General features: G+C 66.2%; 24 protein-coding genes. 15 read left to right on the forward strand and 9 right to left on the reverse strand.

The features are described from left to right. From D9X30_RS27910 to D9X30_RS27925, 4 genes are all read left to right on the forward strand, one after another. Positions 1-948 carry an LOG family protein gene (locus tag D9X30_RS27910; protein ID WP_175459820.1) on the forward strand — a complete coding sequence of 316 codons (948 nt, stop codon included), beginning with the start codon at positions 1-3 and terminating at the stop codon, positions 946-948. Positions 949-1,139: 191 nt separating this feature from the next. After that, positions 1,140-1,553 carry a DUF2782 domain-containing protein gene (locus tag D9X30_RS27915; protein WP_153945550.1) on the forward strand — a complete coding sequence of 138 codons (414 nt, stop codon included), beginning with the start codon at positions 1,140-1,142 and terminating at the stop codon, positions 1,551-1,553. 193 nt (positions 1,554-1,746) lie between these two features. After that, positions 1,747-2,730 (forward strand): homoserine kinase, encoded by a 984-nt coding sequence (locus D9X30_RS27920; protein WP_153945551.1) that lies wholly within the window; start codon positions 1,747-1,749, stop codon positions 2,728-2,730. 6 nt (positions 2,731-2,736) lie between these two features. Next, positions 2,737-3,537, forward strand: coding sequence for a BPSS1780 family membrane protein (locus tag D9X30_RS27925; protein ID WP_153945552.1), 801 nt, complete (start codon positions 2,737-2,739; stop codon positions 3,535-3,537). Between the two features lie 69 nt (positions 3,538-3,606). On the opposite strand, the gene D9X30_RS27930 is transcribed toward D9X30_RS27925, so the two are convergent. Next, a complete protein-coding gene (locus D9X30_RS27930) occupies positions 3,607-5,961 on the reverse strand; it encodes a UvrD-helicase domain-containing protein (RefSeq protein WP_153945553.1) in 2,355 nt (784 codons plus the stop codon). A 230-nt stretch (positions 5,962-6,191) separates the two neighbouring features. Between D9X30_RS27930 and D9X30_RS27935 the strand changes: the two genes are divergently transcribed. After that, complete coding sequence (locus D9X30_RS27935) at positions 6,192-9,059, forward strand: valine--tRNA ligase (RefSeq protein WP_153945554.1); 2,868 nt, start codon at positions 6,192-6,194, stop codon at positions 9,057-9,059. Positions 9,060-9,162: 103 nt separating this feature from the next. After that, positions 9,163-10,038: a UTP--glucose-1-phosphate uridylyltransferase GalU gene (gene galU / locus D9X30_RS27940; protein ID WP_153945555.1), complete on the forward strand. Its 876-nt coding sequence runs from the start codon at positions 9,163-9,165 to the stop codon at positions 10,036-10,038. Positions 10,039-10,139: 101 nt separating this feature from the next. Here the strand turns inward: galU and D9X30_RS27945 are convergent, their stop codons facing one another. The 6 genes from D9X30_RS27945 to D9X30_RS27970 form a co-directional block, all read right to left on the reverse strand. Continuing rightward, on the reverse strand, positions 10,140-10,367 hold the full coding sequence (locus D9X30_RS27945) for a sulfurtransferase TusA family protein (protein WP_008645216.1): 228 nt from the start codon (positions 10,365-10,367) through the stop codon (positions 10,140-10,142). A 12-nt stretch (positions 10,368-10,379) separates the two neighbouring features. Next, complete coding sequence (locus D9X30_RS27950; RefSeq protein ID WP_153945556.1) at positions 10,380-10,976, reverse strand: NUDIX domain-containing protein; 597 nt, start codon at positions 10,974-10,976, stop codon at positions 10,380-10,382. A 56-nt stretch (positions 10,977-11,032) separates the two neighbouring features. Then, positions 11,033-12,061 (reverse strand): threonine aldolase family protein, encoded by a 1,029-nt coding sequence (locus D9X30_RS27955; RefSeq protein ID WP_153945719.1) that lies wholly within the window; start codon positions 12,059-12,061, stop codon positions 11,033-11,035. 42 nt (positions 12,062-12,103) lie between these two features. After that, positions 12,104-12,292 (reverse strand): 4-oxalocrotonate tautomerase, encoded by a 189-nt coding sequence (locus tag D9X30_RS27960; RefSeq protein ID WP_092594409.1) that lies wholly within the window; start codon positions 12,290-12,292, stop codon positions 12,104-12,106. Between the two features lie 22 nt (positions 12,293-12,314). Then, the gene (locus tag D9X30_RS27965) at positions 12,315-13,088 is read right to left on the reverse strand and encodes a class II aldolase/adducin family protein (protein WP_153945557.1); all 774 of its coding nucleotides are present in this window, start codon (positions 13,086-13,088) and stop codon (positions 12,315-12,317) included. A gap of 87 nt (positions 13,089-13,175) precedes the next feature. After that, positions 13,176-14,420, reverse strand: a complete 1,245-nt coding sequence (locus D9X30_RS27970; RefSeq protein WP_153945558.1) for a YbfB/YjiJ family MFS transporter — start codon at positions 14,418-14,420, stop codon at positions 13,176-13,178. 123 nt (positions 14,421-14,543) lie between these two features. Between D9X30_RS27970 and D9X30_RS27975 the strand changes: the two genes are divergently transcribed. The 5 genes from D9X30_RS27975 (at position 14,544) to D9X30_RS29760 (ending at position 18,561) form a co-directional block, all read left to right on the forward strand. Next, positions 14,544-15,431 (forward strand): LysR family transcriptional regulator, encoded by an 888-nt coding sequence (locus tag D9X30_RS27975; protein WP_153945559.1) that lies wholly within the window; start codon positions 14,544-14,546, stop codon positions 15,429-15,431. A 131-nt stretch (positions 15,432-15,562) separates the two neighbouring features. Then, positions 15,563-17,032, forward strand: a complete 1,470-nt coding sequence (locus D9X30_RS27980; RefSeq protein ID WP_153945560.1) for an NfeD family protein — start codon at positions 15,563-15,565, stop codon at positions 17,030-17,032. A gap of 18 nt (positions 17,033-17,050) precedes the next feature. After that, on the forward strand, positions 17,051-17,806 hold the full coding sequence (locus tag D9X30_RS27985; protein WP_153945561.1) for a slipin family protein: 756 nt from the start codon (positions 17,051-17,053) through the stop codon (positions 17,804-17,806). A gap of 136 nt (positions 17,807-17,942) precedes the next feature. Beyond that, positions 17,943-18,419, forward strand: a complete 477-nt coding sequence (locus D9X30_RS27990) for a hypothetical protein (protein WP_153945562.1) — start codon at positions 17,943-17,945, stop codon at positions 18,417-18,419. A 10-nt stretch (positions 18,420-18,429) separates the two neighbouring features. Beyond that, positions 18,430-18,561 carry a hypothetical protein gene (locus D9X30_RS29760; protein WP_283780990.1) on the forward strand — a complete coding sequence of 44 codons (132 nt, stop codon included), beginning with the start codon at positions 18,430-18,432 and terminating at the stop codon, positions 18,559-18,561. A gap of 61 nt (positions 18,562-18,622) precedes the next feature. Here the strand turns inward: D9X30_RS29760 and alaS are convergent, their stop codons facing one another. Then, a complete protein-coding gene (alaS, locus tag D9X30_RS27995) occupies positions 18,623-21,247 on the reverse strand; it encodes an alanine--tRNA ligase (protein WP_153945563.1) in 2,625 nt (874 codons plus the stop codon). Positions 21,248-21,498: 251 nt separating this feature from the next. Between alaS and D9X30_RS28000 the strand changes: the two genes are divergently transcribed. From D9X30_RS28000 to D9X30_RS28010, 3 genes are all read left to right on the forward strand, one after another. Beyond that, on the forward strand, positions 21,499-22,719 hold the full coding sequence (locus D9X30_RS28000) for a CaiB/BaiF CoA transferase family protein (protein WP_153945564.1): 1,221 nt from the start codon (positions 21,499-21,501) through the stop codon (positions 22,717-22,719). A 103-nt stretch (positions 22,720-22,822) separates the two neighbouring features. Further along, the gene (locus D9X30_RS28005; protein ID WP_153945565.1) at positions 22,823-23,278 is read left to right on the forward strand and encodes a DUF2214 family protein; all 456 of its coding nucleotides are present in this window, start codon (positions 22,823-22,825) and stop codon (positions 23,276-23,278) included. 73 nt (positions 23,279-23,351) lie between these two features. Then, positions 23,352-24,350: a Bug family tripartite tricarboxylate transporter substrate binding protein gene (locus D9X30_RS28010; RefSeq protein WP_153945566.1), complete on the forward strand. Its 999-nt coding sequence runs from the start codon at positions 23,352-23,354 to the stop codon at positions 24,348-24,350. On the opposite strand, the gene D9X30_RS28015 is transcribed toward D9X30_RS28010, so the two are convergent. Further along, the gene (locus D9X30_RS28015) at positions 24,322-26,130 is read right to left on the reverse strand and encodes a potassium/proton antiporter (RefSeq protein WP_153945567.1); all 1,809 of its coding nucleotides are present in this window, start codon (positions 26,128-26,130) and stop codon (positions 24,322-24,324) included. The genes D9X30_RS28010 and D9X30_RS28015 overlap by 29 nt on opposite strands. Positions 26,131-26,488: 358 nt before the next feature. On the opposite strand from D9X30_RS28015, the gene D9X30_RS28020 reads away from it, so the two are divergent. Then, positions 26,489-26,950 carry a tripartite tricarboxylate transporter TctB family protein gene (locus D9X30_RS28020; protein WP_153945568.1) on the forward strand — a complete coding sequence of 154 codons (462 nt, stop codon included), beginning with the start codon at positions 26,489-26,491 and terminating at the stop codon, positions 26,948-26,950. Positions 26,951-26,954 lie beyond the last annotated feature (4 nt).

Consider the following 26,954-nt stretch of genomic DNA (forward strand, 5'->3'; position numbering starts at 1 on the left):
ATGGACTCTAAATTGACTGGTGCCCCCATTGGCGGCGCTGATTCAGCGCCCCTCGCCGACACGGATGTTTCCGACATTTCCGGTAACACGGTGAATCCGCCGCCCGGCAAAGCCTCGGCGCATGCCGCAGCCATCGCCGCCAAGGCCGATGCCGCGGCTGCCGGCAAGAACCCCGAAGAACAGGAAGCTGCCGCGCGTGCGGCGGCAGCGCGCGCGAATCCGCGCAAGATGATCCCAAGCCTGCGTGCACTGGCCGACGAAGACCGTGCGACGGCCAAGAAGGCGCGCGCCTCGTGGCAAATGTTCACGATTATGGCAGAGTTCATCGAGGCCACCGAGTACCTCTCGGAGATCCGCCCGGCCGTCTCCATCTACGGCAGCGCGCGCCTGCGCGAGGACTCGCCGTACTACCAGAAGACCATCGAAATCGCCCGGCTGTTCTCGGACGCGGGCTTCGCGGTGATCTCCGGCGGCGGCCCCGGCATCATGGAAGCGGCCAACAAGGGCGCGCACGCCGGCAAGTCCGCCAGCGTGGGCCTGAACATCGAACTGCCGCACGAACAGCAGGGCAATCCGTACCAGGACATCGCCATGCGGTTCCGCCATTTCTTCACGCGCAAGGTCACCTTCGTGAAGAATTCCGACGCGTTCATCGTCATGCCGGGCGGATTCGGCACGCTCGACGAACTGGCCGAGGTGCTGACGCTGGTGCAGACCGGCAAGTCGCGCTCGGTGCCGGTGGTGATGTACGGCAGCCGGTTCTGGAAGGGCCTGCTGGACTGGTTCCGCTTCACGCTGCTGCCGATGGGCCTGATCGCGGAGCACGACCTGGACCTGATGAAGATCGTCGACGAACCGCAGGAAGTGCTCGAAGCCGTGTACGAGTATTACGAGAAGCGCGGCGGCGACAACCCGATTCCGCCCAAGGAAGAAATGTTCTATCTGTAAGGCATTACGCGCCACATCCGCCCGCCGGCCGACAGGTCCGGCAGGTGGACGCAAGGCCACGAGAGCGACCCGGAAAACGACAGGAATTGCTAGAATGGAAGCCTGCCCACCTGCCACAGCCTGCGCCGCCGGCTGCGTGCAGGCCAATTCCGCGTCGCGGGGCCCAGCGCCCGCGCGCACAGGAGCCTCAGATGACTTCCCCTTCGCAACCGGGTGCCAGGCTGGCCGATCTGCAAGCCGCCATCGGCCGCCACGGCTATCTGCTCGCGCTCGCCGCTACCGTCCTGGCACTGACTGCCACGCAGGCGGCGCTGGCAGAGGAAACCAGCAATGCGCTGACGCAGCAGGAACTCAATAAAATCAACAACCAGCCGATTGCTCCTGCCGCGAAGAGCCAGTTGAACCAGCCCCGCGAGCCGAGCTTCAAGCTGCGCGAACGCGACGGCACCCAGGTGACCGAATACCGCGACAAGGGCCGCGCCACCGAAATCCAGGTGCAGTCCGGTTTTGGCACGAAGTACGAGATGAGCAAACCCGAAGACAGTTCGCCCCGGATTCGCGACCACGACGTGAACCGCGTGCCGTCGGTAAACCTGAAGTTCTGAGCCCGGGTTCCGGGCTGTTCCGGGGATCGATCCGGCAGACCTGATAGTCTTACGCCTTTCTCACCCACGATCCGCGCCGGCGCCGCTTGCCTGGCGAGGATCGCGCCGGCCCTCCGGCAGCAATGCCGCGGCGGCGGAACGTGACCTTGCGGTTGCGGTCCGTCGGCCCTCCGTTTCGTACCAATTTGACAGTATGGCCGTATTTACCACGGTCTCGCAGGACGAGATCGCCCGCTGGCTGCTTGATTACGACCTTGGCGAAGTGCGCGCGCTGCGTGGCATCGCCTCGGGCATCGAGAACAGCAACTTCTTTCTGACCATGGAGCAGGATGGCGTCACGCGTGAGTACGTGCTGACCATCTTCGAGCGGCTGCGCTCCGACCAGCTGCCCTACTACCTGCACCTGATGGATCATCTGGCCCGCCACGGCATCAGCGTGCCGGCCCCGATGCCGGCGCGCGATGGCGAGATCCTGCGCGAACTTAAGGGCAAGCCGGCCACCATCGTCACCCGCCTGCCCGGCGCGTCGCAGCTGGCCCCGGCGGCCGACCACTGTGCCGAAGTCGGCACGATGCTGGCACGCATGCACCTGGCCGGCCAGGACTATCCGCGCCAGCAGCCGAACCTGCGCAGCCTGGCCTGGTGGCAGCAGACCGCCCCCGAGATCACGCCGTTCCTGGACGCCGGCCAGCGCCAGTTGCTGACCCACGAGATTGCGCACCAGACGGCGTTCTTCGGCAGTGCCGACTACGCCGCGCTGCAGGGCGGGCCGTGCCATTGCGACCTGTTCCGCGACAACGTGCTGTTCGATACGGTCGATGGCCGGCATCGGCTGGGCGGCTTCTTCGATTTCTACTTCGCCGGCAACGACAAGTGGCTGTTCGACCTGGCCGTGACGGTCAACGACTGGTGCATCGACCTGGCGACCGGCGACCTGGACCCGGTCCGGGCGCAGGCCATGCTGCGCGCCTATGACGCGGTCCGCCCGCTGACCAAGGTGGAAGCCGCGCACTGGCAGGACATGATGCGCGCCGGGGCGCTGCGCTTCTGGGTGTCGCGCCTGTGGGATTTCTACCTCCCGCGCGAGGCCGACATGCTCCAGCCGCACGATCCGACCCACTTCGAACGCATCCTGCGCCGTCGCATCGACGACGGGGCGACGCTCCCCTGGATCTGATTCGCCATGCAACTACTGGAAGTTTCCGCCAAGGAAGGCTACGTCTGGCTGCGCCAGGGCATCTGGCTGTTCCGCAAGAACCCGCTGGCGTTCCTGATGCTGCTGTTCATCTACCTGATTGCCGCCCAGCTGGCGATCTTCGTGCCGCTGTTCGGCATCATCGCCCTGCTGGTCTTCACGCCCGGCCTGTACGTGGGCGTGATGACGGCCTGCCGCGAGGTCATCCAGAACAAGCGGGTGCTGCCCACCATCCTGCTGGCCGGATTCCGGACCAACGGCAAGCAGGCCACGCGCCACCTGCTGGTGCTCGGGGCCATCTATGCGGTGCTGGTGTTCTCGTTGAGCCTGATCGCCACGGCCGTGGTCGATATCGGCGCGGTGGCGCCCATCGTGCTGCGCGGCGAGGAGCCGTCGGCCGATGCCATCCGCCAGCTCTATTTCGCGCTGATGATCGGCGCGGTGCTGTACACGCCGGTGGCGATGATGTTCTGGTTTGCGCCGCTGCTGGCCGCCTGGCACCAGGTGCCCCCGGTCAAGGCGCTGTTCTTCAGCTGGACGGCCTGCTGGCGCAACCGCGGCGCATTCTTCACCTATGCGGTGATGTTCGCGGTGCTGCTGGTAGCGGTGCCGCTGGTGCTGGAAACGGTGTTCGCGGCGCTGGGCGCGCAGGCGGTGATGTCGTTCCTGGTGACGCCGTACTCGCTGCTGATGCTGGCCATCCTGTACTGCTCGTTCTACGCCACCTATCGCGGCTGCTTCAATATCGTGCCGCCCGGCGAGGCCACGGAAAGCGCCCGGCAGGCCTGATCCTGCCACGCCCTGACGCACCCTGACGCGCCCCGCTGCCGCCATCGGCACCGGGGCGCAAATCCATCCTCAGTCGATCGGATCCAGCTTCGCCACTGCCAGCGCCAGCCACTTGGCGCCGTGCCGCTTGAAGTCGATATTGGCGCGCGCATCGGCGCCCTCGCCTTCCAGCGCCTTGATCCTGCCCTCGCCGAACTTCGTGTGGAACACGTTCTGCCCCACGCGGAAGCCAGTGGCCGCGGCGCGCTTTTCCTCGGCGTAGTTCTTGCCCGTGTCCATGCCGCCCGTGGCCTTGCTGCCCGTGTACGGCACGTCCTCGGCGCGCTTGAACCAGTCGCGGCCCCAGGCGCTGTCGCGCTCCTGGCGGCTCACGCCATAGTTGCCGTACGAAGCCTGCCCCTGGGGCGTGATCCACTTCAGCGCCGCTTCGGGCAGTTCCTCGAAGAACCGTGAACGCACGTGGTAGCGCATCTGGCCGTGCAGCACGCGGCTCTGGGCGAACGACAGATACAGCCGCTCGCGCGCCCGGGTGATGGCCACATACATCAGGCGGCGTTCCTCCTCCAGGCCGTCGGCTTCCATGGCGCTGTTCTCGTGCGGGAACAGGCCCTCTTCCAGGCCGGTGATGAACACCACATTGAATTCGAGGCCCTTGGCCGCGTGCACGGTCATCATCTGCACGGCGTCCTGGCCGGCCTGGGCCTGGTTGTCGCCGGCCTCCAGCGAGGCGTGCGTCAGGAACGCCACGAGTGGGGTCATCACCACCGGCAACTGCTCGGGGTCCAGCACCTGCTGGGCCTGGTCGCCCTGCGCGAGCGCCGGCGCGGCATCGCGGCTGGCGGGCGGCATGCGGGCCAGCGCGTCGAGGCCGTAGCCCTCTTCCACGACGAAGGCCTGCGCAGCCGTGACCAGTTCCTGCAAGTTCTCGATGCGGTCCTGGCCTTCCTTTTCGGTCTGATAATGCGTGATCAACCCGCTGGTATTCGTCACGTATTCCACGGTCTGCGCCAGCGTCATGCGGCTGGTCTCCGCGCGCATCTGTTCGATCAGGCGCAGGAAGGCCGCCAGCGACGTGCCGCCCTTGCCGGGCACGTAGGCCACCGCCTCGGCCAGCGAGCAGTTGTACTGGCGCGCGGCGTCCTGCAGGTTTTCCAGCGTCTTGGCGCCGATGCCGCGCGTCGGGAAGTTGACCACCCGGCCGAACGCGGCGTCGTTGCGCGGATTCTCGATCAGCTGCAGGTACGCGAGCGCGTGCTTGACTTCGGCGCGCTCGAAAAAGCGCAGGCCGCCATAGACGCGATACGGGATGCCCGACGAAAAAAGTGCATGTTCGATCACGCGCGATTGCGCGTTGCTGCGATACAGGATCGCCACTTCGGACCGCGCCATGCCCTGGGCGATCTGGTCGCGGATTTCCTCCACGATCCACGATGCCTCCTGCCCGTCCGAGCCGGCCTGGAACACCCGCACCGGCTCGCCGTGCCCCGCATCGGTGCGCAGGTTCTTGCCGAGCCGGCGCGCGTTGTGCGAGATCAGATGGTTGGCGCTGTCGAGGATGTGCCCGTGCGAGCGGTAGTTCTGCTCGAGCTTGATCATGTGCCGCACGCGGAATTCCTGCTCGAAATCGCGCATGTTGCCGACATTGGCGCCCCGGAACGCGTAGATGCTCTGGTCGTCGTCGCCGACCGCGAACACGGCCGCGGCGTTGCCCGTGCCGTAGCCGGCCAGCAGCTTGAGCCAGCGGTACTGCAGCACGTTGGTATCCTGGAATTCGTCGACCAGCACGTGGCGGAAGCGGTGCTGGTAGTGCTGGCGGATGGCGTCGTTGTAGCGCAGCAGTTCGTAGCAGCGCAGCAGCAGTTCGGCAAAATCGACCACGCCCTCGCGCTGGCACTGCTCGTCGTAGGCGGCATACAGGTCGACAAAACGGCGGTTGAAGTCGTCGTTGGCCTCGACGTCGGCCGGCCGCAGGCCCTGTTCCTTGGCGTTGTTGATGAAGTACTGCAGGTTCTTGGCCGGGTACTTCTCGTCGTCGACGTTGAGCTGCTTGAGCAGCCGCTTGAGGGCCGAAAGCTGGTCCTGGGTGTCCAGGATGGCAAAGGTCTGGGGCAGCCCGGCGTCGCGGAAGTGCGCCCGCAGCATGCGGTTGCACAGGCCGTGGAACGTCCCGATCCACATGCCGCGCGTGTTGATCGGCAGCATCGACGACAGCCGCGTCTGCATTTCCTTGGCGGCCTTGTTCGTGAAGGTCACGGCCAGGATACCGGCCGGGGACACCCGCCCGTTCTGGATCAGCCAGGCGATGCGCGTGGTCAGCACACGGGTCTTGCCGCTGCCCGCGCCAGCCAGGATCAGGGCCGGTTCGTCCGGCAAAGTGACGGCGGCGTGTTGTTCGGCGTTGAGATTGGCAAGCAGGCTGGACATCGGATCGGGGCCAATAAAGTAGGCGGCAATTATACCGGCGGCCGCCGTCCGGACCTGTCGGCAGGCGCCGCGCGGCAGCCCGCAGGTGCCCGTTCCCGGCCCGGAAATGCGCATCGGTATGCCGGCTCCCCTATAATTTGACGTTTTCCCCGGCCGAATGCCGCCGCCCGCCCCGCCGCGAGCCGGTCCGAGCCCCGATCCGCATTCCAAGCATCCCAAGACATCCGAGCATGACCGCAGAAGACCAGTCCCTTGCCAAGAGCTTCGAACCCGCCGCCATCGAGGCCAAATGGGGCCCCGAATGGGAGCGCCGCGGCATCGCCCAGCCCACTTTCGATCCGGACCGTCCCGATTTCGCCATCCAGCTGCCGCCGCCGAATGTGACCGGCACGCTGCATATGGGGCACGCGTTCAACCAGACGATCATGGACGGCCTGGCCCGCCATGCGCGCATGCGCGGCGCCAACACGCTGTGGGTGCCGGGCACCGACCACGCCGGCATCGCCACGCAAATCGTGGTGGAACGCCAGCTGGAAGCGCAAGGCGTGTCGCGCCACGACCTGGGCCGCGAGAAGTTCACCGAGAAGGTCTGGGCCTGGAAGGAAGAATCGGGCTCCACCATCACGCGCCAGGTGCGCCGCATGGGCGCGTCGATCGACTGGACGCGCGAGTACTTCACGATGTCGCCCGAGATGTCGAGCGCCGTGACCGAAGTCTTCGTGCGCCTGTATGAACAGGGCCTGATCTACCGCGGCAAGCGCCTGGTCAACTGGGACCCGGTCCTGGGCACCGCCGTGTCCGACCTGGAAGTGGACAGCGTCGAGGAAGAAGGCTCGCTCTGGCATATCCACTATCCGCTGGCCGAGCCCGACTCCGTGCGCGGCCTGACCCATCTGACCGTGGCCACCACGCGCCCCGAGACGATGCTGGGGGACACCGCGGTGATGGTGCACCCCGAGGACGAGCGTTACGCGCACCTGATCGGCAAGTTCGTGCACCTGCCGCTGACCGATCGCAAGATTCCGGTGATTGCCGACGAGTACGTCGACCGCGAATTCGGCACCGGCGTGGTCAAGGTGACCCCGGGCCACGACTTCAACGACTACGCCGTGGGCCAGCGCCACAACCTGCCGCAGCTGTCGATCCTGACGCTGGACGCCAAGGTCGTGCCCGACGCGCCGGCCGCCTACGCCGGCATGGACCGCTTCGACGCCCGCAAGCAAATGGTGGCCGACCTTGAAGCGCAGGGCCTGCTGGGCGAAGTCAAGAAGCACAAGCTGATGGTGCCGCGCAGCGAGCGCACCGGCAGCGTGATCGAGCCAATGCTGACCGACCAGTGGTTCGTCGCGATGAGCAAGCCGGCCCCGGAAGGCACGTTCAACCCGGGCCGCTCGATTGCCGAGGTGGCGCTGGACGCCGTGCAGAGCGGCGAGATCAAGCTGGTGCCCGAAAACTGGATCAACACCTACAACCAGTGGCTGGCCAATATCCAGGACTGGTGTATCAGCCGCCAGCTGTGGTGGGGTCACCAGATCCCGGCGTGGTACGACGATGCCGGCAACTGCTTTGTCGCCCGCACCGAGGAAGACGCCCGCGCCAAGGCACAGGCGGCCGGCAGCACCGGGCCGCTGCGCCGCGAGGAAGACGTGCTGGACACGTGGTTCTCGTCCGCGCTGGTGCCGTTCTCGTCGCTGGGCTGGCCGGCGGAAACGCCCGAGCTGAAGCACTTCCTGCCGTCGTCGGTGCTGGTCACCGGCTACGACATCATCTTCTTCTGGGTGGCGCGTATGGTCATGATGACCAAGCACTTCACCGGCAAGGTGCCGTTCCATACCGTGTATGTCCACGGCCTGGTGCGCGACTCCGAAGGCAAGAAGATGAGCAAGTCGGAGGGCAACACGCTGGACCCGGTGGACCTGATCGACGGTATCGAACTCGATCCGCTGCTCAAGAAGCGCACCACCGGCCTGCGCCGCCCCAAGGACGCCCCCAAGATCGAAGCCAAGACGAAGAAGGAATTCCCCGCGGGCATTCCGGCGTTCGGCGCCGATGCGCTGCGATTCACGTTCGCGTCGCTGGCCACGCTGGGCCGGAACATCAACTTCGACACCGGCCGCTGCGAGGGCTATCGCAATTTCTGCAACAAGCTCTGGAACGCCACGCGCTTCGTGCTGATGAACACCGAGGGCCATGACTGCGGCATGGGCCCGTGCGACAAGGATTGCGGCCCGGACGGCTACCTGCACTTCTCGCAGGCCGACCGCTGGATCGTGTCGCTGCTGCAGCGCGTGGAAGCCGACGTCGAGAAGGGCTTCGACGAGTACCGCTTCGACAATATCGCCAGCGCGATCTACAAGTTCGTCTGGGACGAATACTGCGACTGGTACCTGGAACTGGCCAAGGTGCAGATCCAGACCGGCACCGAGGCGCAGCAGCGCGCCACGCGCCGCACGCTGCTGCGCGTGCTGGAGACGGTACTGCGCCTGGCCCATCCGATCATTCCGTTCATCACCGAGGAACTGTGGCAGAAGGTGGCGCCGCTGGCCGGCCGCGCCAAGGGCGACGGCAGCGAGACCATCGCCACGCAGGCCTACCCGCTGCCGGCCGCGGCCAAGATCGACGAGGCCGCCGAAGCCTGGGTGGCCCAGTTGAAGGCCCTGGTGGACGCCTGCCGCAACCTGCGTGGCGAGATGAACATCTCGCCGGCCCAGCGTATTCCGCTGTATGCCCATGGGGACAGTGCCTTCCTGAAGGAAGCCGCCGCGCAGGTGCAGGCACTGGCGAAACTTTCCGAAGTGAAGGTGTTCGAAGACGAAGCGGCGCTGCAGCGCGAGGGAGCCGGTGCCCCGGTGGCCATCGTCGGCCGCAATCACCTGCTGTTGAAGATCGAGATCGACGTGGTGGCCGAGCGCGCGCGCCTGTCCAAGGAGATTGAGCGGATCGCGGGCGAGATCGGAAAGTGCCGTGGCAAACTCTCCAACGAGAGCTTTGTCGCCAAGGCCCCAGCCGCCGTTGTGGCACAGGAAACACAACGTTTGTCGGATTTCGAACAGACGCTGGCGAAGCTGCAGGATCAACTACAGCGTCTGCCGTCCTGAATGTGATGATCAGGTCCGTCCGGACTGTAAGTCGGACGAAACCTGACAGACGGCCCTCCCCTCGTACGGCACGGTATTACACCGGATTAAAAAGGAAGCTGAAATGGAAAACCGCGTCACCAAAGCAGTCTTTCCCGTTGCAGGGCTAGGCACCCGATTCCTGCCCGCCACCAAGGCGAGTCCCAAGGAAATGCTGCCGGTGGTGGACAAGCCGCTGATCCAGTACGCCGTGGAAGAGGCCATGGCCGCAGGCATCAACGAGATGATCTTCGTGACGGGCCGCTCCAAGCGGGCCATCGAGGACCATTTCGACAAGGCCTACGAACTGGAAATGGAGCTTGAAGCCAAGAACAAGCAGGCGCTGCTTGACGTCGTGCGCTCCATCAAGCCCAAGAACGTGGAATGCTTCTACGTGCGCCAGCCCGAGGCGCTGGGCCTGGGCCACGCGGTGCTGTGCGCCGCCCGCCTGGTGGGCGACGCGCCGTTTGCCGTCATGCTGGCGGATGACCTGCTGGATGGCGAGTCCAGCGACCCGGTGATGAAGCAGATGGTGGATGTCTACAACCACTACAACTGCTCGGTGCTGGGCGTGGAGGAAATCTCGCCGGAACAAAGCCGTTCCTATGGCGTGGTCGATGGCCGGGAATGGGATGAGCGCGTGATCAAGATGTCGGGCATCATCGAAAAGCCGGCGCCCGAGGATGCCCCGTCGAACCTCGGCGTGGTGGGCCGCTACATCCTGACCCCGCGCATTTTCGACCACATCCGCAATCTCAAGCCCGGTGCCGGCGGCGAGTTCCAGCTGACCGACGCCATCCAGGCGATGCTGGACCAGGAGCAGGTGCTGGCCTACCGCTACAAGGGCGTACGCTACGACTGCGGCAGCAAGCTCGGCTACCTGAAGGCCACCGTGGAATTCGCACTCAAGCACCCCGAAGTGCGCGAGGAATTCAGCGCCTACCTGGCGCAGCGCGGCTGACCGGGCACGAATCGGCCATCACCGCCCGGGCGTCCGGCTAAACAAAAACCGCCTCTTCGGAGGCGGTTTTTTTGTGCCCGTAGGGGGCAGGAAGGCCAGTCTCAGCGGCGCTTCATGTAGAACACGAACACCTTGTCCACTTCGGCGTGCGACAGCAGTTCGTTGCCGGTCTGCTTGGCAAAGGCCTGGAAGTCGCGTGTGGCGCCGGGGTCGGTGGCCAGCACCTTGAGCACTTCGCCGCTGGCCATGTCTGCCAGCGCCTTCTTGGTCCGCAGGATCGGCAGCGGGCAGTTCAGGCCGCGCGCGTCCACTTCTTTCTGGAAATCCATTCCTCTCACCTTCTAATTCTGGTTGATGCCGTATTGTAGCGAAGCAGTGACCAGGCTGAAGTCGGTCGGGCGGCGCGGATCGGCGATGTCCGCGCCGGTGGCACGGTCGAAGAAGCGCACCGGCAAGCCGCGCCGCTCCAGGAAGTCGGCCACGGCAAACCCGGTACCGGCGTTCCAGATCCGCATCTTGTCCGGCGCCACCAGCTTGTACTCGACCAGTTCCTCCGACAGGCGGATCTCGCCCTCGGCGCGCACGTGGTAGGCAATGATCAGCTCGTTCTTGCGCATGAAGTCGTAGACGCCGATCAGCGACGCCGACACCGCATCGAGATTGGTCTCTTCCTTGAGTTCGCGCGCCACGCCCAGTTCGGGCGTCTCGTCGCGTTCCATGAAGCCGGTGACCAGCGCGAACATCTTCTCCGGCCACGCGGCATTGCGCGCCAGCAGCAGCTTGCCTTCGTACTCGACCACGGCCGCCAGCACCGGCAGCGGGTTGTCCCAGTGCACAAAACCGCAGCCGTCCTGCACGCAGGCATGGCGAAACCGGCCGGACATCGGCAGGTGTTCCAGTTCCGCGCCGCAGCGCGGGCAGAATCGATAGGGTTGCATCGTGGGGCTCCTGGGACTGTCTGGTTATCGTTGTGGCTATCGTTGAATCTTCAAAATCAGGCGCATGCAGCGCGGATATCGGCGGCAAACGCCTCGACCGTTTCGGGCTGCAAGTCCCACGCGCACATCATGCGGCAACCGCCCGCGCCGATAAACGTGTAGAACAGCCAGCCCTTGGCCCGCAGCGCCTCGATGGCCGGCAGCGGCAGATCGGCAAACACGGCGTTGGCCTGCGTCGGAAACATGATGCGCACGCCCGGGACATCGGCAATGCGCTGGGCCAGCAGCGTGGCCATCGCGTTGGCATGGCGGCCGTTCCTGAGCCATACATCGTTTTCGAGCATGCCGAGCCAGGGCGCCGAGATAAAACGCATCTTCGACGCCAGGTGCCCGGCCTGCTTGACCCGGTACGCAAAATCCTCGGCCAGCCGGCGGTCGAAGAACACCACGGCCTCGCCCACCGGCAGGCCGTTCTTGGTGCCGCCGAAGCACAGCACGTCCACGCCGGCACGCCAGGTGATTTCGGACGGATGCACGCCCAGCGACGCCACCGCGTTGGCAAAGCGCGCGCCGTCCATATGCACGCGCAACTGCCGGCGCTTGGCGATGGCCGCGATGGCGCGCACCTCGTCCACCGAATAGACCGTGCCCACCTCGGTGGCCTGCGTCAGCGACACCACGCGCGGCTTCGGATAGTGGATATCCGAGCGGCGCGTGACCAGCGCCTCCACGGCATCGGGCGTCAGCTTGCCGTTCTGGCCGGGGGCGGTGAGCAGCTTCGAACCGTTCGAGAAGAACTGCGGCGCGCCGCACTCGTCGGTCTCGATATGGGCCAGCTCGTGGCAGATCACCGAGTGGTACGACTGGCATAGCGACGACAGCGCCAAGGAATTGGCCGCCGTGCCGTTGAACACGAAAAAGACCTCGCAATCGGTCTGGAACAGGTCGCGGATACGATCGCATACCTTCTGCGTCCAGCTGTCGTCGCCATAGGCTTTCTCATGGCCCGTCGCGTTGGCCTCCAGAAAATACTTCAGCGATTCCGGACAAAAGCCGGCGTAGTTGTCGGAGGCAAACTGCTGCATGGCGGAAACTGCGGCGGTCATCGGTTCAATTCCTGCCTGGCATCACTGCTTGTCCAGCCACAGCTCACCGCCCGTGGCCCAGTTCTCGCGCTTGATGTCGGTAATGATGATGTCGACGGCGCCGGCCGAGCAGCCCAGCGTCTCGCACGTGACGCGCGTGATTTCCTCGACGAACTTGCGCTTCTGGTCAACGGTACGGCCTTCGAACATCTCTACGTGAAACGTGGGCATTGCATGGCTCCTTTACGAATTTTCAGTCTTTATAGGTGGGATCGATTTTATCGAGTCTGCGCAGCAGCGCCGGCCATTCCATCACGCCCTCGACGGCGCCGTTGTCGAACAGCTGCAGCGAGGTCTTGTCCGCGATGGCTGGCGGTGGCTGCACGGTGGCACGCCCCAGCTGTGCGCCGAGCTGGATCTCGCACGCCTTGATCAGCGTGGCCATCAGCACATAGGCCTCAGCCACGGTGCGTCCCACCGTCAGCGTGCCGTGGTTACGCAGCAGCATGGCCGGATGGCTGCCCAGCGACGCGGTCAGGCGCGCGCCTTCGGCCGGCGTGAATGCCAGGCCTTCGTAGTCGTGATAAGCCATGCGGCCGTGAAAGCGCAGGGCATGCTGCGACAGCGGCAGCAGCCCGTCGGCCTGGGCGGACACGGCGATGCCGGCGGTGTTGTGCAGATGCATCACGCAGTGTGCATCGGCGCGCGCGGCATGCACGGCCGCGTGCAGCGCAAAGCCGGTCACGTTGACCGGATGCACGGTTTCGCCCACCACTTCGCCCCGGCCATTGATCTTCACGAGGTCCGAGGCGCGGATCTCGTCGAAGGCAAAGCCGAACGGATTGATCAGGAAATGGTCGGGCTCACCGGGCACGGTGGCCGAGATATGGGTGTAGATGAGGTCGTCCCAGCGTTCCAGCGCGGCCAGCCGGTAGGCGGCGGCCAGGTCCACGCGGACACGCGCTTCGTCGGGGCTGATGGGCAGGACCGGGCCGGTGGCACGTCCGGGCTGCAAGGCAAAAGACATGGGGCTTGGCTTTCGCGCCGCCCTGCAGCGCCGGCGCGGGGGCGTCCGGGTCGAGTGAGCGGCGAAGCCGATACTGTAGCGCAGTCGCTAGCGCGGCGTGTGGCCGTCCACCGGCATCGTGCGCCACATCCACAGGAAGATCAGCGCGCCTGACAGCAGGGCCAGCGCCGCCACGCCCAGCGAGGCGCCGAAGCCGCCGGTGCGGGCCACCAGCGCGGTGGCCAGCGGCGGCCCGGCAATCTGGCCGATCGCGTAGGCGGCCGTCATCAGGCCGATCAGCTTGGCCGCGCGGCCACCCCAGAGGCGCCGTGCCTCGCGCATCGCAAACGACACCAGCGCGGTGAACGGCAAACCCACCAGCAGGCTGCTCAGCGCAAACCCGGCCACGGTGGGCCACACGGCGGCCACGCCCACCCCGGCCGCCTGCAGCGTGTACAGCACCATCATCATGCGGCGGTTGTCGTGATGCATGCCGACCCGGGTGGCCAGCCACGCCCCCACCGCCACGCCGGCACCGAGGATGGGCCAGAAAAGATCGGCCCAGACGCTGCCGGGCATGGCGTGCCGGGCAATGACCGGCAGGAACGTGGCCGTGATGATGTATCCGAAGCCCGCCAGGCCATAGGCCAACGTCAGCGCCCAGGTTTCGACGTCCAGGCGCGGCGTCGGCGCCGGCGTGGTTGCCGCGCCTGGCGTGGCACCGAGCGCGGACGTCGGGGCCGCGGAGCCGTAGACCCGCCACACGGGCACCAGCATCACGGCACCCAGGATCGTGAATGTGATCCATCCCCAGTTGGCCTGCCACCCCGCGCCTACCATCGCAAAGGCGGAAAACCCGGTCACCACGATGCCGATACCCGGTCCGCAGAACATCAGCCCGCCCAACGTGGGATGGCCCAGTTCGGCCAGTCGCTGCATGCACCAGGCGGTGCCGTAGACCATCACCAGCGCACTGGCGATACCGGCCAGCGTGCGCCAGGCCAGCCAGGCCGGCATGCCGCCCGGCAGCGCCATCGCCAGTGTCAGGCCGACGGTCAGCGCCAGGGCGCCGCGCACCATCCGCACCGGGTCCGGCCGGATAAACAGGCACAGCACGGCGCCCGCCAGGTAGCCGATGTAGTTCAGTGTCGCCAGCGCGCTGCCCTCGGCCAGCGTGACCGTGCCGTCGTGAAGCATCATCGGCAGCAGCGGCGTGAAGGCGAATCGGCCAATGCCCATGGCCAGCGCCAGCGACACCAGCCCGGCCAGCGCCACGGCCAGCGGCCCGGCGGTTGGCCGGGCCTGGGCGGTGCTGGCGGAAACATCAACGTCGGCGAGGGGCAAGCGTGGCATCGAAGGGGCGCGATCGGACATCTGGAGCATTTCTGGATTGTTGACTATGCTATGCCCGAACGATCCATCACGGAAAATGAATAATTGAGATGCAACCCATCTCAATTTGACTGGGAATTGCATATGGACCTGGCCGCACTGGAGATTTTTCGTACGGTGGTGGAAGCCGGCGGCATCACGCGGGCCGCCGAACGGCTGCATCGGGTGCAGTCGAACGTGACGACGCGCATCCGGCAACTGGAGCAATCGCTGGGGGTGGAGCTGTTTGTCCGCGACGGGCGACGCATGGTGCTCACGCCGGCCGGCCAGACCTTGTTCGACTATGCCTGCCGCATCCTGCAGCTGTCCGAGGAAGCGAAGCATGCGGTGCAGCCCGCGCATCCGCACGGACGGCTGCGTATCGCGTCGATGGAAAGCACGGCGGCCAGCCGTCTGCCGAACATGCTGGCGGCCTACCACCAGCAATGGCCGGACGTGGAACTGGAGCTGGTCACGCTGATCACCAGCAAGGCGCTCGACGCGGTGCGCCGCTTCGAGGTGGATTGCGCATTCGTGGCCGAACCGCTGGGCGACCCGGACCTGGTCAGCCTGCCGGCGTTCGACGAAGAACTGGTGATTGTGTCCAGCACCAGCCATCGGCCAATTCAGTCGCCCGAGGACGTCGAGCGCGCCACGCTGCTGGCATTCGAGACCGGCTGCAACTATCGCACCCGCTTCGAGCAGTGGTTTGGCCAGTGCGGGCGGGGCATGAACCGCGTGATCCAGCTTGGCTCGTATCACGCCATCGTGACCTGCGCGGCGGCGGGCATCGGCGTGGGCGTCGTACCGCGATCGGTGCTGGCGCTCTATCGCAACCTGCCGCAGATCGGCATCCATCCGCTGGGCGACACCGGACGCGTCACCACCGTGCTGGCCTGGCATCCGTCGATGGCAGGCACCGCCTTGATGGCGCTGGCCGACATGCTGCCCGGCCGGGAGGGTACGGTCGACGATACCCGGGCGGTGGCCTGAGCAGGCTGAATGGCCTGAGCAGGCGGCCTGACGGCCTGGCGCCGCGTCTTCGCATCGCCCTGCAGGATGTGGCCGGTCGCCTACACTGAAAGTGGCGCGGCCACGGCATTCACGGCGGGCCGCGCCCCGCCATGAGACACGCATTTGCGTTGCACCGGCCACCGCCGCCTGCCGGCCGCTGGCACTGGCACTGGGGACATTGGCTCGCGCTGGCCGGCCTGGGCCTGTTATTGCTGGCTGCCTCCGGCGCGCCTGCCCAGACGGCCGCTCCCGATCGGGCGATATCGGCAACGACGTCGTCGGTGGCCCCGGTCTATGTCGTCCCGGTGCAGGGCGCCATCAGCCCCGCCAGTGCCAGTTTCGCCGTGCGCAGCATCGAGCGCGCCCGCAAGCAGGGCGCCCAGTTGATCGTGCTGGAAATGGACACGCCCGGCGGCCTCGACAAATCGATGCGCGACATCATCCAGACCATCCTGGCGTCGCCGGTGCCCGTGGCCACCTATGTCTATCCTGGCGGCGCGCGCGCGGCCAGCGCCGGCACCTACATCCTCTACGCCAGCCATGTCGCCGCCATGGCGCCCGGCACGAACCTGGGCGCGGCCAGCCCGGTGGCCATCGGCATCGGCGGACCCAAGCCCGAGGCCGCCCCTGCCCCGGCATCGGCGCCTGCCAGCGCCCCGGCCGGCGAAGACACCATGACGCGCAAGCAGATGCACGACGCATCGGCCTATATCCGGGGATTGGCCCAGCTGCGGCACCGCAATGCCGAATGGGGGGAACGGGCAGTCCGCGAAGCCGTGAGCCTGTCCGCTGACGAAGCGGTCGCGCAGAAGGTGGCCGACCTGGTGGCGCCCGACCTGCCCGCCCTGCTCCGGCAACTGGACGGCAAGCAGATCGAGGCCGCCGGCGCCACACGCACGCTGCACACGGCCGGCGCGCCCATCGTCACGCTGGAGCCCGACTGGCGCAGCCGGCTGCTGGCGGTCATCACCGACCCGAGCGTGGCCCTGATCCTGATGATGATCGGCATCTACGGGCTGATCTTCGAGTTTTCCACGCCCGGCATGGTGATCCCGGGCATCGCCGGGGCCATCTGCCTGCTGCTGGGCCTGTTCGCGCTGCAGATGCTGCCCATCAACTACGCCGGACTGGCGCTGATCGCCTTTGGCGTTGGGTGCATGGTGGCCGAGGTGTTCCTGCCGACGTTCGGCGCTGTCGGCGTGGGCGGCATCATTGCGTTCGCGTTCGGGGCGGTGATGCTGATCGATACCGACGTGCCGGGCTTCGGCGTGCCGCTTTCGCTGATTGCCGCGCTGTCCGGCATTTCGGCGCTGTTCCTGTTCGGCATGTCCGCGCTGCTGCTGCGCGCGCGGCGTCGGCCCGTGGTCAGCGGTGCGGACACGCTGGTGGGCAGCGTCGGCGTGGTGGTGACGGACACGGCCGGCCCGACCGGGCAGACCGATCCGACCGACGGCTGGGCGATGGTCCGCGGCGAACAATGGCGCATCCGCAGCAACCGCCCGCTGGCACGCGGCGATTCCGTGCGCGTGACCGCCCGTCACGGCCTGGTGCTGGATGTCACTTCGATTCACGATGCCTGACACAACAAGGAGCCCGACATGGCATTCGGATTCAGCTTCGGTGGACTGGTCTTCCTGCTCGTGCTGCTGGTGGTGTCTGCCTTCCGCGTGCTGCGCGAGTATGAACGGGGAGTGGTGTTCATGCTGGGCCGCTTCTGGCGCGTCAAGGGCCCTGGACTGGTGCTGGTCATCCCGGCCGTGCAGCAGATGGTGCGCGTGGACCTGCGCACCGTCGTCCTGGACGTGCCGCCACAGGACGTGATCTCGCACGACAACGTGTCGGTCAAGGTCAACGCGGTGGTGTACTTCCGCGTGGTGGACCCCGAGCGCGCCATCATCCAGGTGGCCAACTTCCTGGAAGCCACCAGCCAGCTGGCGCAGACCACGCTGCGCTCGGTGCTGGGCAAGCACGAACTCGACGAAATGCTGGCCGAACGCGAGAAGCTCAACCTCGATATCCAGAAGGTGCTCGATGCCCAGACCGACGCCTGGGGCATCAAGGTATCGAACGTCGAGATCAAGCACGTCGACCTGAACGAGTCGATGGTGCGCGCCATCGCCCGCCAGGCCGAAGCCGAGCGCGAGCGGCGCGCCAAGATCATTCATGCCGAAGGCGAGCTCCAGGCATCGGAAAAGCTGCTGGAAGCCGCCCAGATGCTCGCGCGCCAGCCCCAGGCCATGCAGCTGCGCTACCTGCAGACGCTGACACAGATAGCGGGCGACAAGAGTTCGACGATCGTGTTTCCGTTACCGATCGACATCGTGTCGACGCTGACGGGGGGTGGGGGGAAGTAGGCGCGGACACGTGTTCGGCAGGATTGATGGCGGACAAGCAAGCTGACTACCAGCCCTCAAGTTCAGATCTGTCTCATTTGCACAGGCGCTCGCGACGCCTACGATAGGCCTCGTTCCATTCCATCGAGGCCAATCCATGAGGGACTTCGCACTGTTCGGCTGGTTCGTGTTCAACATTGCCATTCCGTTGCTGGCGCCGCTGGCGCTCCTGCCGCTCATCAAGATTCCAAGGGCCTTGCGCCAGCGCAGCCGTGGCGTCGTCATGCGCACCGTCCAGCACGGGCAATTGCTCTGGGCCGCGATCCCGATGAGCGCGAGCGCCTGCTACCTTCTCGCCCAGCACCTGGGCATCGGTGACATCCGCAGCCAATGGATGTGGACCGCCCTGACCGCCCATGTAGCACTCATCGTGTTCGCCGCCGTGCTGGTGCTCCTCGGCGCCGTCGAGGCAAGCCTTGCCTCCCCGGGCGCCGCGGCGCCGAAATGGCCGCTCGCTCTGTCCTTGATTGTCACGGCCGCGAGCGCAGCGGCCCACTACTTCGGTTACACGATGCTGATCCTGCCCACCCTCGCGCAGGCCGCTCCACTTCAGACTTCCCTCGCTCACCTGTAAGGAGATCACCATGGAACGCTTCCTGACCAGATTCTTCACCGACCGCGAATTCCAGGCCAAGATCATGATTCCAGTGTCTATCGTCTTCCTGACCCTGGGCATCGCGCCCTTCATCCTGATAGCCCTGTTCGCGGACCTGTGACGCAAAAAAAACGCCTGCTTTCGCAGGCGTTGTCTTCACGGCAGCTTCAGTGAGTCGGGCATCAAACCTTCGCGGACACCCATTCCGTCACGCCGGCCAGGGCCTTCGGCAGACCCGACGGGTCGGTGCCGCCGGCCTGGGCCATGTCGGGGCGGCCGCCGCCCTTGCCACCCACCTGCTGGGCGACGAAGTTGACGAGTTCGCCGGCCTTGACCTTCGACGTGGCGTCGGCAGTCACGCCCGCGATCAGGCTGACCTTGCCGTCGGCGACGGCGGCCAGCACGATGGCGGCGCTCTGGAGCTTGTCCTTGAGCTTGTCCATCGTTTCGCGCAGCGTCTTCACGTCGGCGCCTTCGAGCTGGGCAGCCAGCACCTTCAGGCCCTTGACGTCCACGGCCTGCGATGCGAGCTCATCGCCCTGCGACGAAGCCAGCTTGCTCTTGAGCTTTTCCAGTTCCTTTTCCAGCGTGCGGACCTGGTCCTGCACCTGGGCGATACGCGGCACCAGTTCCGACGGCTGGGCGCGCAGCGCGGCAGCCGCCTCGTTCAGGCGGGCGTCGAGCGATTGCAGGTAATGCAGCGCATTGTCGCCGGTGATGGCTTCCACGCGGCGGATACCTGCGGCAACGCCGGCTTCCACGACGATCTTGAACAGGCCGATATCGCCGGTGCGCGTCACGTGGGTGCCGCCGCACAGTTCCTTCGACGTGCCGATCGACAGCACGCGCACATCGTCGGCGTACTTCTCGCCAAACAGTGCCATGGCACCGCTCTTCACGGCGTCGTCGAACGGCATGACGGCGGCCACGGTCGGCGCGTTGGCCAGGATCTCGGCGTTGACGATTTCCTCGATCTGGCGGATCTGGTCGTCAGTCACCGGGGCGTTGTGCGAGAAGTCGAAACGCGTCTTGTCGGGATCGACCAGCGAACCCTTCTGCTGCACGTGGGTGCCCAGCACTTCGCGCAGGGCCTTGTGCATCAGGTGGGTGGCCGAGTGGTTGCGCACGGTGCGCGCACGGCGCACGGCGTCCACCCGTGCCGCGACCTTGTCGCCCACCTTCAGCACGCCGTTGGCCAGCGTGCCCTGGTGGCCGAACACGTCGGCCTGGATCTTGGTGGTATCGGCCACGGTGAACACGGCCGGGCCCGCCACCAGCGTGCCCTGGTCGCCCACCTGGCCGCCGGATTCGGCGTAGAACGGCGTGTTGTTCAGCACCACCACGCCAGTCTGGCCCGGCTGCATCGTATCGACGGAGGCGCCATCGACATACAGCGCGGTCACGCTGACGCCTTCCATGCTCAGGGCGTCGTAGCCGTGGAACACGGTCTTGTCGCCCGTGTATTCCAGGCCCGCCGCCATCTTGAACTTGCCGGCGGCACGAGCCTGCTCGCGCTGGCGCGTCATCGCGGCGTCGAAGGCCGCCTCGTCAACGGTGATTTCCTGCTCGCGCGCCACGTCCTGCGTCAGGTCTAGCGGGAAGCCGAACGTATCGTGCAGCTTGAACGCCAGTTCGCCGTCCAGCACCTTGCCGCCCTTGGCCTTGAGATCGGCCACGGCGCCGTCCAGGATCGACATGCCGTTCTCGATCGTCTCGAAGAAACGCTCTTCCTCGGCCTTGAGCACTTCCACCACGCGGTTCTGGGCTTCGGCCAGTTCCGGATAGGCTTCGCCCATCTGCGCCACCAGGTCCGGTACCAGCTTGTGGAAGAACGGCGTCTTCTGGCCCAGCTTGTAGCCGTGACGGATCGCGCGGCGCACGATACGGCGCAGCACATAGCCGCGGCCTTCGTTGCCCGGGATCACGCCGTCCACGATCAGGAACGAGCACGCGCGGATATGGTCGGCAATGACCTTCAGCGAATTCTGGTTCAGGTCGGCGGTATGCGTTTCACGGCCGGCGGCCTTGATCAGCGCCTGGAACAGGTCGATCTCGTAGTTGCTGTGCACGTGCTGCAGCACCGCGGCAATCCGCTCCAGGCCCATGCCGGTGTCCACGCACGGCTTGGGCAGGCGCGTCATGTTGCCCTGCTCGTCGCGGTTGAACTGCATGAACACCAGGTTCCAGATCTCGATGTAGCGGTCGCCGTCTTCCTCGGGCGATCCCGGCGGGCCGCCCCACACTTCCGGGCCGTGGTCATAGAAGATTTCCGAACACGGGCCGCACGGTCCGGTGTCGGCCATCTGCCAGAAGTTGTCCGACGCGTAGCGCGCGCCCTTGTTGTCCCCGATGCGCACGATGCGGTCGGTCGGCACGCCCACTTCCTTGGCCCAGATGTCGTAGGCCTCGTCGTCCTCGGCGTACACGGTGACCCACAGCTTGTCCGCCGGCAGCTGGTAGACCTTGGTCAGCAGTTCCCAGGCGTACTGGATGGCATCGCGCTTGAAGTAGTCGCCGAACGAGAAATTGCCCAGCATTTCGAAGAATGTGTGGTGACGTGCGGTGTAACCCACATTTTCGAGGTCGTTGTGCTTGCCGCCGGCGCGAACCGAGCGTTGCGACGACGTGGCGCGCGAGTACGGACGCTTGTCGGTGCCCAGGAACACGTCCTTGAACTGCACCATGCCCGAATTGGTGAACAGCAGGGTCGGGTCGTTCGCCGGCACCAGGCTGGACGAGCGGACCACGGTATGGTCCTTCGACGCGTAGAACTGCAGGAACTTGCTGCGAATGTCGGAGACTTTCATGTTGTATCGGGCGCCTCGGCGCGTCGTGGCAGCACGCAGGCAGTCAGGTTGGATTTGCAAACCGTTGATTATACGGGGAAGCCCCGTCCCGGGGCACTGGCGCGCCGTGCCCATGTCGGGCCCAGGCACGGCGCGGCGCCGCCTGTCCGGTTATCGCCCACGGAACTCGGGCCGGCGCCCCGCCCCGGGGCATCGTGCCGGGTGGCCGGTGATAGAGTGCTGGCTCCTCAGAACTGCCAGCCGTCACCGCCATGGGAGCCTTAAGCCATCTCCGCGTCCTCGACCTGACCCGCGTGCTCGCCGGGCCCTGGTGCGCCCAGAATCTTGCCGATTTCGGCGCCGACGTGATCAAGATCGAGCGCCCCGGCGCAGGCGACGACACCCGCATCTGGGGCCCGCCCTGGCTCAAGACCCCCGATGGGCGCGACACGGCGGAGGCCGCCTACTACCTGGCCGCCAACCGCAACAAGCGGTCGGTGACCTGTGACATCAGCACGCCCGAAGGCCAGCAGCTGGTGCGCGACCTGGCCGCCCGGAGCGACGTGGTGCTGGAAAACTACAAGGTTGGCCAGCTGAAGAAGTATGGCCTCGATTACGAATCGCTCAAGGCCGTCAAGCCGGACATCATCTACTGCTCGGTCACCGGCTTCGGCCAGACCGGCCCGTACGCCCAGCGCCCCGGCTACGACTTCATCATCCAGGGCATGGGCGGCTTCATGAGCCTGACCGGCGAGCGCGACGACCTGCCCGGCGGCGGCCCGCAAAAGGCCGGCGTGGCGATTTCCGACCTGATGACCGGCCAGTACGCCACCATTGCCGTGCTGGCCGCGCTGTCCCACCGCGACCGCACGGGCGAGGGGCAGTACATCGACATGGCCCTGCTGGACGTGCAGGTGTCGATGCTGGCCAACATGAATACCAACTACCTGGCCAGCGGCGTGGCCCCCAAGCGGTGGGGCAACGCGCACCCGAACATCGTCCCCTACCAGACCTTCCACGCCGCCGATGGCTGGATCATCGTCGCGGTGGGCAACGACGGCCAGTTCCGCAAGTTCGTGACCGCCGGCGGCCGCCCCGAGCTGGCCGACGATCCGCGCTTTGCCACCAACCCGCAGCGCGTGGCGCACCGCGACGCGCTGGTGCCGATCCTGGCCGAGATGGTGCTGCCGCGTACCCGCGAGCAATGGATCCTGGATCTGGAGCGCGCCGGCGTGCCGTGCGGCCCGATCAACACGCTCGACGAGGTCTTCGAAAACGAGCAGGTGGTGGCGCGCGGCCTGCGCGTGGACCTGCCCCACCCCACGGGCGGCACGGTCAGGCTGGTGGGCAGCCCGATGAAGATGAGCGCCACGCCGCCCGAGGCGCTGCGCCATCCGCCGTTGCTCGGCGAGCACACCGATGTGGTGCTGGACGAGACACTCGGCTACAGTGCCGAACACATCGCCGCCCTGCGTGCCAAGGGTGTGGTCTGACGCGAAGCAGATCCGCCGGAAACTGACCAGACCTTGACCGCGCCTGCCTCCGGCGGGCGCACGGGCCGGTGATCATGACGTTTTTCCATCCCTAGGAGAATGCATGCTGACCGATGCCCTGCTCGCGTTCCTGCACTTCACGGCCATCTTCGTGCTGATTACGCTGATGGCCGCCGAAGCCGTGGTCCTGCGTCCGGACATGACACCGGCCGCCGTCCGCCGCCTGTCGATCTACGATTTCGTCTATTTCCTGTCGGCCATGGCAACGCTGGCCACCGGCCTGCTGCGCCTGTTCCATGGCGCCAAGGGCGTGGATTTCTATATCCACAACCCGTGGTTCCACGCCAAGATGACCGTGTTCGTGGTCATCGCGCTGTGCTCGTTGCCGCCGACCTTCGCCTTTGCCAGATGGCGCAAGCAGGCAAAACATCTGCCAGACTTCGTACCGACGCCGTCGGAGATCAAGAAGGCCCGCCGCTGGGTGATGATCGAGGCGCATCTGGTGATCCTGCTGCCGCTATGCGCGGTCATGATGGCGCGAGGCATCGGCATCCGCTAGCAGGCGCGACACACACCGCCGCCGCGCAACGTACGCGGAGGCCCACAGATTCCCATCCTTTTCCACGTTTGACATGCTGAAGACCCTGCTCACGGCCGCGCTGGCCGTCTCCACGGCGCTGGCCGTCCCGGCCCACGCCGCCCCGGCCAATTGGCCGACCAAGCCCATCCGCTTCGTGGTGCCCTACCCGGCCGGCGGTCCGCTGGACACCGTGGCACGTGCCATCGGCGAGAAGTTGCGCGACAGCCTGGGCCAGCCCGTGGTTGTGGAAAACAAACCCGGCGCCGGCGGCAACCTGGGGGCCGACTACGTGGCCAAGCAGCCGGCCGACGGCTACACGATCGTGATGGGCGCCGTGGCCACGCACGCGATCAACCCCACGCTGTTCACGAAGATGCCGTACGACCCGGTCAAGGATTTTGCCCCGGTCACGCTGGTGGCCGACGTGCCGAACGTGCTGGTGATGCACCCGGGCAAGGCCGCCGAACTGCACATCAACAACGTGCGCGACCTGGTGGAATACGCGCGCAAGCACCCGGGCAAGCTCGACTACGCGTCGGGCGGCAATGGCAGCGCCGGCCACCTGTCGGGTGAGCTGTTCAAGAGCATGGCGCACGTCAGCATGGTCCACATCCCGTACAACGGGGCATCGCCCGCGCAGTTGTCGGTGCTGTCGGGCCAGACCGACCTGATCTTCGACAACCTCGCGTCGGCATCGGCCAACATCAAGGCCGGCAAGCTCAAGGCCTTTGCCGTGACCACGGCCAGCCGTGCCGCGTCGTTCCCGGAGCTGCCGACCATTGCCGAAGCCGGCAAGGGGCTGGGCCTGGAAGGCTTCGACATCTCCACGTGGTTTGGCGTCCTGGCGCCGGCGGGCACCCCGCGCGATATCGTGGACCGCCTCAATCACGACATCGTCGCCATCCTGAAGACCGACGACATGAAGGCGCGGCTGGCCCGCATCGGCGCCCAGCCGGCGCCCACCACGCCCGAGCAGTTCGGCGCGTTGATCCAGCGTGAACTGAAGAAGTACGGGCAGGTGGTCAAGGTTTCCGGCGCGAAGGTCGACTGAGCGATCCGCGCGCCTTGTCGCGCATGCGCCAGAGGCGGTCCTTGCCGTCCCTGGCGTCTTCGGCCGCATTGCGCGGCAGCAGCAACCCTACCTGTGTGATGCGCGGCCCCTCCATACGGGTCACGGTCAGCCGCAAACCGGCGATCTCCACCGCATCGCCCTCCACCGGCGGCGACGGAAACACCGCCAGCATGCCTTCCTCCAGCGTCTGTTCCTTTTGGACCGCCTGCAGCGGCCGCGTGGCGTAGAGTGCCGCCACGTCCGCCAGACGGGCCTGGCCGTCCAGCAGGAAGTCATGCGCCACCTGATCCCACGACGGCGGCGTGGCCGGCTTCAGGAACAGGCGCGACAGGCGCGGCATGGCCGGGCCAGGCGCCAGGATCGACACGATATCGCCCGCGCGCAGCACCGCCTGGTCCAGCGGCACCAGCGCGCCTTCGCGGGCCACCGTCATCAGCCGGCTGCGCGACGGCAGTTCGACCTGGTCCGCGCGCAGGTCTTCCATCGACGAATTGGGGGCCACCACGAACTGCATGATTTCCATGCCCGGCGCGCGCACGCCGCGCAGGCGCTCGCGCGACAGCGGCTCGTCATAGGCCGGCCGCAGCACACGCGCCAGCCGCGCCGCCAGCGCCACCGTGGTGCCCTGGCACAGCAGGCTGGCCAGCACCACGGCAAACGCCACCCGGAACAGCAGCCCGGCATCCTCCATGCCCTGCAGCAGCGGGAACAGCGACAGCACGATCGGCACCGCGCCGCGCAGGCCTATCCAGGCCAGGAAGCCCTTTTCGCGCGGACTGAACCGGAATGGCAGCAGCGAGACAAAGACCGCCACGGGCCGCGCCACGCACATCAGGAAGGCAGCCAGCGCCAGGGCCGGCACGGCGATATCCCAGATCCGGTGCGGTGTCACCAGCAGCCCCAGCAACAGGAACATGGCGGATTGCGCCAGCCAGGCCATGCCGTCCATGGCACGCAGGACGTCCTCGCTGACGGCGCGGTCGCGGTTGCCGACCATCATCCCGACCAGATAGACGGCCAGAAAGCCGCTGCCGCCGAATGACTGGACGATGGCCCAGATCATGCAGCCGCCAGAGCAGATCAGGATGGCCTGCAATCCCTCGGCCACATTGACGCGCTCCATGACATTGGCCATGCAATAGCCCAGCCCGCCGCCCAGCAGCCCCCCCACCCCGAACTGCACCAGCAGCCGCAGGCCCAGCGCGCCGGGCGACAGGCCCTGCGGCGCGGTGATCCATTCGATCAGGGTCAGGGTCAGGAAGATGGCCATCGGGTCGTTGATGCCCGATTCGATCTCGAGCACGCTGGCCACGCGGTCCTTGAGCCGGATGCCGCTGCTGTTGAGCAGCGAAAACACGGCGGCCGCGTCGGTGGACCCGACGATGGCGCCCAGCAGCAGCCCGAGCTTCCAGTCGACGCCCAGCATCCATGTTGCAAACAATCCCACCAGCACGGCGGTCAGCACCACGCCCACGGTGGCCAGCGACAGCGACGGCTTCAGCGCCACGCGGAACGTGGCAAAGCGCGTGCGCAGCCCGCCGTCGAGCAGGATCACGGCCAGCGCGATATTGCCGACCAGGAAGCTGAGCCAGGTATTGGAAAACCGGATGCCGCCCGGGCCGTCCACCCCGGCGGCCATGCCCACACCCAGGAACACCAGCAGGAACGGCACCCCGAAGCGCGCCGAGAACACCCCGAGCAGGATGCCCAGCGTCATCACCAGGGCGCCGATCAGGATGGCATGGTCGATGGCTTCCAAGCGGGCCTCCTGTCGTCGTTATTTTTGGGGGGATGTCAGGCCATGCGAAAGCTTTCATTCCAGCTTTCGATCATAGGTCGCCCCGCACGCCAGGTCTGTCCGTTTCCGTCCGGCGCAGCACCGCCTGCCTGCGCCCTCCATCGGCATATTCCCTGCACTTTTCCTTGCGTCGTCAACGACTTACCGAACGCTTTCAGACGTCTGCGTAGGGACATACCCTGAGGTTGCCACTTTATGCAGACATATGAAAGGTAGCTGAAAGGATGCGCTTTTACCTTCCACCCTGCCGCGATCGGGGTAGCCCTTGTCGCGACGTTTTTCAAGCAGTCAAAGCTGTGTCATATCGAGGAGAATCATTTTGCGCATACGTAGCCAAAAGGACTTTGCCTCCGGCCTGATGTTCATCCTGGTCGGATTGGGCTTTTCCTTCGTCGCCCGTGGCTATTCCATGGGAACAGCCGCCAAGATGGGACCGGGATACTTCCCGTTCTGGCTCGGCATCGTGCTCGCCCTGCTGGGCGCGCTGGTACTGTGGGGCTCGCTGTCTTCCAGGATGGAAGAAGATCAACTGGCGCGCTGGGACCTGAAGATCCTGCTGTGGATCCTGGGCTCGGTGGTGCTGTTCGGCCTGCTGCTCAAGCCGCTGGGCATGGTGCTGTCCGTGGTGGTACTGGTGCTGGTCTCCTCGATGGCCAGTCATGAATTCAGCTGGAAGGGTGCTGTCCTTAACGCGATCGTGCTGGTGCTGATCAGCATGGGCGCGTTCGTGTACGGCATCAACCTGCAGATGCCGGTGTGGCCGGCTTTCCTGGCAAGCTAAGGAG

It is taken from the genome of Cupriavidus sp. U2 (genome assembly GCF_009663685.2).
In the GTDB taxonomy this organism is placed as follows: Bacteria; Pseudomonadota; Gammaproteobacteria; order Burkholderiales; family Burkholderiaceae; genus Cupriavidus; species Cupriavidus necator_C.